The organism is uncultured Gimesia sp. (genome assembly GCF_937919775.1).
Classification (GTDB): domain Bacteria; phylum Planctomycetota; class Planctomycetia; order Planctomycetales; family Planctomycetaceae; genus Gimesia.
This window is the reverse complement of the sequence record NZ_CALFPF010000293.1, coordinates 1-9,080: the sequence shown is the minus strand read 5'-3', so window position 1 is coordinate 9,080 and position 9,080 is coordinate 1. Positions and strand designations below refer to the sequence as shown.

At 51.6% G+C, this 9,080-nt stretch carries 9 protein-coding genes; 1 reads left to right on the top strand and 8 read right to left on the bottom strand.

Annotated elements, in window-relative coordinates; all coding sequences use genetic code 11:
* Nucleotides 1-297: 297 nt before the first annotated feature.
* The 8 genes from Q0294_RS07995 to Q0294_RS07960 form a co-directional block, all read right to left on the bottom strand.
* On the bottom strand, nucleotides 298-1,125 hold the full coding sequence (locus tag Q0294_RS07995) for an AAA family ATPase (protein WP_299463034.1): 828 nt from the start codon (nucleotides 1,123-1,125) through the stop codon (nucleotides 298-300).
* Between the two features lie 54 nt (nucleotides 1,126-1,179).
* Entirely contained in the window at nucleotides 1,180-1,782 is a 603-nt protein-coding gene (locus Q0294_RS07990) for a hypothetical protein (protein WP_299463031.1), read from the bottom strand.
* Nucleotides 1,783-2,004: 222 nt separating this feature from the next.
* A complete protein-coding gene (gene dapB, locus Q0294_RS07985; protein ID WP_299463028.1) occupies nucleotides 2,005-2,808 on the bottom strand; it encodes a 4-hydroxy-tetrahydrodipicolinate reductase in 804 nt (267 codons plus the stop codon).
* 135 nt (nucleotides 2,809-2,943) lie between these two features.
* Nucleotides 2,944-4,113 carry a tRNA epoxyqueuosine(34) reductase QueG gene (gene queG, locus Q0294_RS07980; protein WP_299463025.1) on the bottom strand — a complete coding sequence of 390 codons (1,170 nt, stop codon included), beginning with the start codon at nucleotides 4,111-4,113 and terminating at the stop codon, nucleotides 2,944-2,946.
* 27 nt (nucleotides 4,114-4,140) lie between these two features.
* Nucleotides 4,141-4,938, bottom strand: coding sequence for a phytanoyl-CoA dioxygenase family protein (locus Q0294_RS07975; protein WP_299463022.1), 798 nt, complete (start codon nucleotides 4,936-4,938; stop codon nucleotides 4,141-4,143).
* Between the two features lie 218 nt (nucleotides 4,939-5,156).
* Nucleotides 5,157-6,344 (bottom strand): phosphoglycerate kinase, encoded by a 1,188-nt coding sequence (locus Q0294_RS07970; protein WP_299463019.1) that lies wholly within the window; start codon nucleotides 6,342-6,344, stop codon nucleotides 5,157-5,159.
* Nucleotides 6,345-6,494: 150 nt separating this feature from the next.
* On the bottom strand, nucleotides 6,495-7,055 hold the full coding sequence (gene frr, locus Q0294_RS07965) for a ribosome recycling factor (protein WP_299463016.1): 561 nt from the start codon (nucleotides 7,053-7,055) through the stop codon (nucleotides 6,495-6,497).
* A 286-nt stretch (nucleotides 7,056-7,341) separates the two neighbouring features.
* Nucleotides 7,342-7,821 (bottom strand): CBS domain-containing protein, encoded by a 480-nt coding sequence (locus Q0294_RS07960; RefSeq protein WP_299463013.1) that lies wholly within the window; start codon nucleotides 7,819-7,821, stop codon nucleotides 7,342-7,344.
* A gap of 455 nt (nucleotides 7,822-8,276) precedes the next feature.
* Between Q0294_RS07960 and Q0294_RS07955 the strand changes: the two genes are divergently transcribed.
* Nucleotides 8,277-9,080, top strand: an 804-nt coding sequence (locus tag Q0294_RS07955) for an AAA family ATPase (RefSeq protein ID WP_299463010.1), incomplete at its 3' end; no start/stop codon positions are given.

The window sequence follows — 9,080 nt, the reverse complement described above, 5'->3', positions numbered from 1 at the left end:
CACTAGCTAAAGGCAATACACTTATTTTAAATAATTAAAATTAAGAAATCACACCAGTTTTTGAGGTAGGGCTAAATTGGGATGTGCAGCAGCCTGAAGCCTGCTGAATGAAAAAGAATTGAAATCGAAAAGTCATTCGAAACCAGCAGTGGGGGGGCCAGTGTCCCCGCTGAAAACACGCTCGCATCAGCAGGCAGATCCGAAAGCAATACGGCTGAGTGCAGCCCGATGTGGTCTGCCATGCACTCCGCAGACAGCGCAGAATAAGAGACGACTATCGTCAGCACCAGCGATGAATCAGTCGGCGATCGAAGTCACCAGCTCTTCAGAGACCGCTTCCAGCACATCTGAAGTAATCAGAGGCAATTCGTCTGCGTAGCCGACCAGCAGCCCCAGGTCACACAGACGGTTGATTTTGCGTGGGTTCCCCTGGGTCAGCTCGAACAGCGTTTGGAAGGCGTCATCTTCAAAAACCGGCTCGTTGCGACCGGCCACTTCCAGCCGATGTTCAACGTAGCCGCGGGTCTCTTCCAGTGAAAACGGTTTCAGTAGACAACGAACGGCAATCCGGTCATCAATCTGCGCGGACCGTTGCAGATGGCTTAACAGCAGTTGATCGCCTACCAGCAGCAGGGTAAAGTCGATCTCGGAAGTCTGTTGAAAATTTAAAAGTTGATGCAGTGTTTCAAAAATCCGCTGATCAACAATCAAATGCGCTTCATCAATCACAATCACAGGTTTGTGCCCCTGCTCACAGAGCAACAGTAACTGCCTGTGTAATGCCCGGACAATACGATCTTTCCCGGGAGCAACCGGTTCGATGCCGGCTTCCTCTGCACCTAACTCGACCGCCAGATACGAAATCAACTCAATCGGCGATAACTGGGGAAATACCAGCTGCACAAAAGGCTGATAGATGTCTGATAACTGACTTTTCAGTACATGACACAGATAAGACTTACCCACGCCGGAACCACCCACGAGTAAGCCGGCTCCCTTGCTGTTTTCAATGAGATATTGCAGTTTCAGCAATCCCGCCTGATGGGGATGACTTTCGTAAAAAAAAGTCGGGTCCATTTTTTCTTCGAAAGGACCACTCTGCAAATTCCAGTAACTCTGATACATAAACTCTGATTCCCGGGATTGTTGTAGCGTATGGAGTCTATACAGACACGTTAGTTATTGATTCCTCAAACGACGAAAAGAGCCATTCACCGGCAACTCGTCTGCTTCTTCAATTTCTCCTGTGAGCCAGGCGGCCCCTTCGTTGGTCGGCCTGAACTGGCTGCCCGGTTGTCTCTCGCGGGAAACATAAACGGGCCTTTCACCGGCAATCTGTTCGACTCGTCCGCCGGCTCTCTGATGCCCGAACTCCTGTCCCACCGCGTGATACACGCCCGAATCATTTTGAGCGGCTCCCACTGCCTGTTGCACCGAGACGGTTCTGATTACGGATTTCGATTCAAATGGATCGGCGGTCGGCTCTGATCCCGATTCTCCTATCGGCAGGGAGGCATTCAGCCCAAATTCCAGTGAAAGCTCATCACTGGCGCCTAATTCTGGTGCCAGACTTGCCCCTGTCTCAACCGATGCACTTTCCTCTAAAGACCCGAAAAACGAAATCAGAGACATCATGGAAAACACGCTCGCCAGCAGTCCGGTCATGACTTTTGTTGTCTGATTCCAGCGGAAAACAAACCAAAACCGATGTACTGACAGAGAGCGATCCTGTCTGAATATTTTCAGAAAGCGTTTGTAATCTAGAGACTTAAGCCAACTCATCTCTCGTTCCTTCGAGGGCTGAATATTTTTTTGACAGCAAATACGAGCTCAATCCCTGAATGTTTCCTGGCTGGGAAACACAGTCGTTCCCCCTCAAAAAACCAGCTCTCACCCGCTCTGTCGATCGGCAGCCAGCGCTCTTCTTGTATCGGTTACCGGGTGTAACACTCTTGACTGTTTCACGGACTTGGTAAAACAGGAAGGCCTGTCAAAATAAACTGCCTAATTCAAGTCCAGCACGTCAGCCATCGTATACAGCCCCGCACCTTGTGCTGCCAGATACTTGGCAGCCGTCAGGGCACCATAAACATAACTGTCCCGCGTATGGCCACGCACCGTTAAATCGATGGTTTCTCCCATCATGCCGAACACAATGGTATGTTCGCCGACATTATCGCCGGTCCGTAATGCATGATAACCAATCTCACAGTTAGGCCGTGGCCCCGGTCGACCGTGCCGACCATGAATGTGCTCGGTCTGCCCCATTTCATCAGCGATGATTTCGCCAAAGTGCAACGCCGTTCCGCTCGGTGCATCTTCTTTAAACCGGTGATGACGTTCGATGATTTCCACATCCACGCCATTCGGAGAATGTTTCAGGGAATGGGCGGCCTCGCGCACCAGCTTCATCATCACAATGACCGCCAGACTCATGTTCGGTGCGAGAATCAGAGGCGTAGTTTGTGAAGCGGCCAGAACTTCATTCCGTTGTTCCGGCGTCAGACCGGTCGTCGCTGCAACCAGAGGTATCTGCCGTTCCGCACAGATCCTGGCAATTTTCACCAGCCCCGAGGGCAGGGAAAAATCAATCATGACGTCCACACGCTCGGTCAACTCCGATTGAAGTGTCACGCCAACAGGACCAACGCCTGCCACTTCGCCGGCGTCTCTGCCCAGCTCGGAGGACTTTTCGGAATCCAACGCCGCGCCAAGTTTTAAATCCTGATCCTGACAAACCAGCACCACCACGCGCTGCCCCATCCGGCCCGCGGCCCCATTCACTCCGACCAGAAGTTGTTCACCCATCTCTCACTCCCACTAACTGAATCGTTTTGTAATCACACCGTTATATTATTCAGAAATGACGCCTGCTGCAGATCGTAATACACGGCCCGCCACTTTTCCATTAGAGCCCGCTACATTCTATCTGCATTTTTCACTTTATTCTCCTAGGTTTTTAATTTCCCCAATCACCCACTCTAATTCGTGCACCATCTCTGTCTCCGACTCAACCGCCAGCCTCTGCTCCAGCGAAAAAACAACTTCAGGCCCTCCCAGCTGCCCCAACGCCCAGGCTGCCGCGCCACGAATCAAAGGTTCAGAATCATGGAGTGCCTGCAGCAGAGCAGGCACCGCTGAACGATCCCCCTGATTTCCCAGCACAATCGCCGCGTTCCGCAACAGCCCGGCCCTCCGCGACCTCGACATTGGCGTGCTCTGAAAACGTGCCTGGAATGCGGCTTCGTCCAGAGACATCAACTCGATCGCGTCGACCGGGGAAAACGGTTCGGCAGGATGAAACGACAACTCTCGGCTGACAGGGGCTTTCCGGTTCCAGGGGCAGACATCCTGACAGACATCGCAACCGAAAATCCACTCCTGCAGACCCGGCCGCAATTCTCTGGGAATCGGCTGATCGCGGAGTTCAATCGTCAGATACGAAATACACTTCCGCGCATCCAGTGTCCCCGCTTCGACAAAAGCGTCGGTCGGACAGGCGTCTAGACAGCGCGTGCAGGTGCCGCAGTGTGAAGTCTGGTGCGGTTCATCATATTCCAGTTCATCACTCAACAGCAGACCCGCCAGAAAAAACCAGCTCCCTTCGGTCTTACTCAACAGCAGTGTATTTTTTCCGATCCAGCCCAGTCCGGCCAGTTGGGCAAAATCCCGTTCCAGTAGAGGCGCTGTATCCACAATGCCGCGGGTTTCACAATCGGGAAAACGCTCCCGAATCTGGTTTGAAAGCTGTTTCAGTTTTTTACGAATCACTTTGTGATAGTCGGTACTGCCCCAGGCATAACGCGAAATCCGCGCCTCGGTCCCCGCAAGCGGCGGAGGTTCCTCCGTCTTGTAATTCAGAGTCAGCATCAACACGCTTCTGACGGAACTCATCACATACTGCGGATGCAGATACGCGTCTTTGCGGCGTTCCAGATAGCTCATCTCGCCGGCGTAACCCTGATTGAGCCAGTCCAGAAACTGATGATAACCTTCCGGAGTCACCGCGGGCGCAATGCCGGCCAGATTGAAGCCAACGTCATAAGCCATCTGCTTGATCAGCGCACTCTGCTGACTCGGATTACCGGCTGATCGATCTGATGCTTCGGACATATTCTTCTCTAATGCAGACGCTTTTAATTATATCGAAGGATGAGCCTGCATCTGTTCCCACTGCACACGACCGACTTTCAGAACTTCTGCATTGTCGCATTTGGTCAGAGGTGTATAACGCGGATGACGCGATTCTTTATAGGGATCATTGTGCCGCGTATTATAACAGCAGATAAACCCCCAGCGCGGATGCTCGCTTTTGTTTTGATCAGAACGATGTAACAGATTGGAATGAAACAGGACAGCAGACCCCGGTTCCAACGTGCAATACACCAGCTCCAGCCGCTCGCGCGCTGCCTCAACCCGTTCCGGATTCGCGCCGGTCTGATCACCCACCGGACCATGATCGATGCGCCCCATCAGGTGACTTCCCCGCAACACCTGCAAACAACCGTTTTCCACAGTCGCTCGGTCCACGGCAATCATACAGCTCCCCATATCTGGAAACAGACAGCCGTTGTTGTACCAGTATCCATAATCCTGATGCCACGCCCACGCGCCGCCGACTCGGGCTTCCTTTTGAATCATCTTGTGATGGTAATGATAGACCTCATCGCCCAGTAACGCTTCCATGCGATCGACCACCCGCCGACTGCGGGCAATCGCGCCATAAATGTCGTCATGAATTTCATTGTCGACGGAAAGTTTAACCGCCCCTCCCTCGCCATCCGCCCGACTGGAAGTCGATTGCTGCATCACCAGATCCGCGCGGCCGATCTGTCCCAGCAACGTTACTTCTTCCTGACTGAAGAGTTCCTCAACAATCAGATAACCATCCTGCTGAAACTGAGCAAGCTGTTCTGCAGTGAATAACGCTGTGGCCATATCACATTCCCCATCTCTCAAAAGGATGTATCTTTTTCATGAGTCGATGGGAACTGAGAACACCCTGCGTGTGCCACACCAAACTCAAATCACAGGATTAATTCTACCGGATTCGGTTTCCGGTTTCGAGCATCACTGCTCCCGGAAATAAAAACACAGCCCGTTGATCGACGGGCTGTGCCTGATGTTAAACGCATGCATCTGATTCAGAGGCCGTTTTATGCTTCATCCAGCAGGTTGACGGCTGCGAATTCCTGACCTTCCAGCATTGAGAGACTGGCGCCGCCTCCGGTGCTCACGTGTGAAACCTGATCGGCGAAGCCAAGCTGCTGAATCGCAGCGGCGCTGTCACCGCCGCCGATAATGCTGGTCGAATCACTGTCGGCAATCGCCTGTGCGACGGCTTTGGTGCCGGCGTCGAAGGGGGTCATTTCGAACACACCCATCGGTCCGTTCCAGACAACCGTTTTGGCTGATTTGACGGTTTCTGCATAGATCTTTGCCGTTTCGGGTCCGATATCGAGACCTTCAAAACCATCGGGAATCTCGCCGGCTTTCACGACGACTTTGTTGCAGTTACTGTTGAAATCGTCGCCGCAGTGTGTGTCGACGGGCAACATCAATTTGTCGCCCCCCTTGGCGATCAGTTCTCTGGCTAGATCGACTTTATCTTTTTCTACGAGGCTGTCTCCCACCTTCCCGCCTTGCGCGAGGGAAAATGTGTAGGCCATGGCCCCGCCGATAAGCACCTTGTCGCAAATTCCCAGCAGGTTATCGATGACTTTGATTTTGTCAGAAACTTTCGCGCCCCCCAAAATGGCCACAAAAGGACGTTCGGGGTTGGCAATCACATCGGACAGATACTGAATCTCTTTCGCTACCAGAAAGCCGACGACTTTCGGTTTTCCATCCATGGCTTCAGGGACGGCAACCATTGAGGCGTCTGTACGGTGACAGGTGCCGAATGCGTCGTTGCAGTAAATATCAGCAAACGCAGCCAGTTCGCCTGCGAATGTGGGATCGCCTTTTTTCTCACCGGAATTGAATCGCAGGTTTTCCAAAATCAGCACCTGCCCGTCCTTCAGTGCTGCCACTTTGGCTTTGGCATCAGCGCCGACCGTATCTGTCGCGAAGGATACATCCTGCCCTAACAACGCGCCGAGACAGGCCGCCGTCGGTTTCAAACTGTATTTCGCATCGCCGCCGTCTCCCGCGGGACGACCGAGATGACTCATTAAAATCACGCGTCCGCCTCGATCGATGACCGACTTGATAGAAGGCAGTGCCATCCGGACCCGACGATCATCGGTGATGTTGAGATTCTCATCTAAAGGCACGTTGAAATCCACGCGCATTAATACGGCCTTGCCTGCAACGTCTACGTCTTCAATTGTCTTCTTTGCCATGGAAACTTGAACCAGTCTCTTTCAATACAGAGTTTGAGGTCTATGGATACTGTTCTGAACACTTCCGATTTGAAAAGCGTTCCTGATTATGATTTTTACAAATGCAGCTTGAGGCCGATACGATGATTGCTGAAATCAGGCAACGAACGATTATTCGTCCATGACCTCTTTCTCTTTCGCGTCTGACATGCTGTTAACTTTACCTTCGTATCTTTTGGTCAGATCCTGAATATCAGTTTTTGTATTGTCGCGCTCATCTTCCCCCATCACTTTATCTTTTTCTGCTTGATCGGCATGTTTATTGGCATCACGGCGGATGTTTCTGATCGAAACGCGGGATTCTTCAGCCAGTTCTTTCACGCGTGAAACAAGCTGACGACGACGTTCGGTGGACAACGGGGGAATGTTCAATCGCACCACACGTCCGTCGGTGTTCGGGGCCAATCCCATGTCGCTGGCCGTAATCGCTTTGGCAATCTCGCCCACCATTTGTGCATCGAAGGGACGAATCAGAATCTGTTGCGGTTCCGGAACACTGATATTCGCCATCTGCTTCAAGGGGGTCGGCGAACCGTAGTAATCTACTCGGATTGAGTCTACGAGCCCCGGAGTGGCACGGCCTGTGCGGATGCCCTGCAATTGACCCTGCAAAACGTGAACCGCTTTGTCCATTCTCTCTTCCGCGTCGAGTAAAATTTCTTCCTGGTCCATGCTACAAGTCCTTCGAATAGATGGCTTTATCTGAGTAGAATATTCTGAAGATTACGATCAAGCAGACCTTGATCTGTATCGTGCTCCCCGCTCGCACCGTGAAAAAACACCACGCTGGAACCCGCTACGATGCCGTTTCCCTCAAACGGGAACAATGCTGGCCCGATTTTAGTTGACCGGCTGCGAAAATCAAACCGTCAGGAACGAGAAAAACCAGCCGAAACGGGTCCGGCTGGTTTTTATGTGTCATTCTCGCTCAAAATCCCCATCACTGCAAACAGGAGATCTAGGCTATCGGCGATTCTTCCCGATCCATTAAGCCGCTCAAATACAGTAGATTCTTCTCCTGCGGGATGGTAGTCCGAAATCTCAGGCTCTTATTTCCGGCCAGCAGCAGATCGCGGCGGCTGATTTGTCCTACCAGAAAACAACCATCGCGGACCACAGGCAGTCTGCGTGTCGCGGTGCTGAGAAAGATCTGGGCGATCGTCAGTAAGTCGGTCTCTTCCGTGATGCAACGTGCCTCGGTATCGACGAAAGGAAAGATCTGAGAAGATGGAAGTTGTTCATAGCTGGCCTTGATCAACACATCCATACAACAACGTTCTGAAAATACCCCCAACATTCTTCGTTCCGAATCAATCACGGGCGCTCCTGAAATCCGATGGCTCAACAGCATCCCGATTGCTTCCAGAACATCCATGTCCGGTGTTAAGGTAACCAGCTTGGTTACCATGATGTCCTTCGCGAGAATAGGTTTATCCATCGCTCCTCTCCCCCTTCTAAATTGGCGTTTAGAAACACAAGGAAAATGAGGCACACAACGAAAGAAATGAATTCAAAACAGTGGCGAACGTGTGCTCTCACTTCAGAAATGAAATAACGTAAAATACGTTATCAAAAAATCGAATATGGGAAACCTGTATATTTTAACAAACACTATCTGTGATCACAAAAATATTTCCGCTGATCACGTAGTGGTCCACTGAACTATAAGCCCATTATCTTCTTCTACGACAAGCACTTAATGAATTTCCCAAAAAAGACATCCCCCTGCTTTTTCATCCTATTTCTGTATCATGTGGGAAGTGTCGAATGATCAGACTTATCAGAAGCGACTTCCGGCGCCTATAATCGAAGCTTGTAAAAAAGAACCGCTTCACGAGCCTTAGATCAGTCACACCCGTATCGCTGACTGTCCTGAAAATAGAAATCGATCAAATGTCACATAGAGTAGAAATTGATGGTGTCGGGCTGCACCTGGGTCGCGCCGACCAGACAACTGGTGAGTGGATCGGGCAACATGAAGCCTTAAAGCAGCTCCTGGCCTGCTGGCTGGTGATTGACGAAAAAGATATGCCCCTCACGCCGCGTCTGGTGGGAACGCCGGGAATTGGTAAAACTTCGCTCGCCATCGCAGGCGCCCGGACGCGTAATCAGGAGCTTTACATTTATCAATGTACGGCAGACACCAGACCGGAAGACCTGCTGGTCACTCCCGTACTGGCCGAAAGCGGCAAGATTGCCTACCACACATCTCCGCTGGTGACCGCGATGATTCGTGGCGGGATTTGCGTGCTCGATGAAGGCAACCGCATGAATGAAAAATCATGGGCCAGCCTCGCGCCGTTGCTCGACCATCGCCGCTATGTGGAATCAATCGTCGCAGGTGTCACCATTCCGGCTCACCCCGAATTTCGTTGTGCCGTCACGATGAACGAAGATGAATCGACATTCGAAATTCCCGATTACATTCTCAGCCGCCTGCAGCCCAGTATTTCGCTGGAACATCCGAATCGGGAAGATGAAAAGATGATTCTGAAATATCATCTGCCCTTTGCCAATGAGCACATGCTCGACCTGACCGTCGATTTCCTGCAACAGTCTCACAGCCTCAAGCTGGACTTCTCGACCCGCGATGGAATTAACGTCTTACGCCTGGCCTTGAAACGAGCCTTTCAGGATAAAGATCATCCGCTGAGTAAGGACGTTCTCTGGCTGGAAGCACTCAAAAGCTGTCTGGGC

Excerpts from the sequence above, each read along its gene's own strand:
- Q0294_RS07970 (WP_299463019.1), bottom strand. The coding sequence starts at position 6,344 with ATGGCAAAGAAGACAATTGAAGACGTAGACGTTGCAGGCAAGGCCGTA.
- queG (WP_299463025.1), bottom strand. The coding sequence starts at position 4,113 with ATGTCCGAAGCATCAGATCGATCAGCCGGTAATCCGAGTCAGCAGAGT.
- dapB (WP_299463028.1), bottom strand. The coding sequence starts at position 2,808 with ATGGGTGAACAACTTCTGGTCGGAGTGAATGGGGCCGCGGGCCGGATG.
- Q0294_RS07975 (WP_299463022.1), bottom strand. The coding sequence starts at position 4,938 with ATGGCCACAGCGTTATTCACTGCAGAACAGCTTGCTCAGTTTCAGCAG.
- Q0294_RS07995 (WP_299463034.1), bottom strand. The coding sequence starts at position 1,125 with ATGTATCAGAGTTACTGGAATTTGCAGAGTGGTCCTTTCGAAGAAAAA.
- Q0294_RS07990 (WP_299463031.1), bottom strand. The coding sequence starts at position 1,782 with ATGAGTTGGCTTAAGTCTCTAGATTACAAACGCTTTCTGAAAATATTC.
- Q0294_RS07960 (WP_299463013.1), bottom strand. The coding sequence starts at position 7,821 with ATGGATAAACCTATTCTCGCGAAGGACATCATGGTAACCAAGCTGGTT.
- frr (WP_299463016.1), bottom strand. The coding sequence starts at position 7,055 with ATGGACCAGGAAGAAATTTTACTCGACGCGGAAGAGAGAATGGACAAA.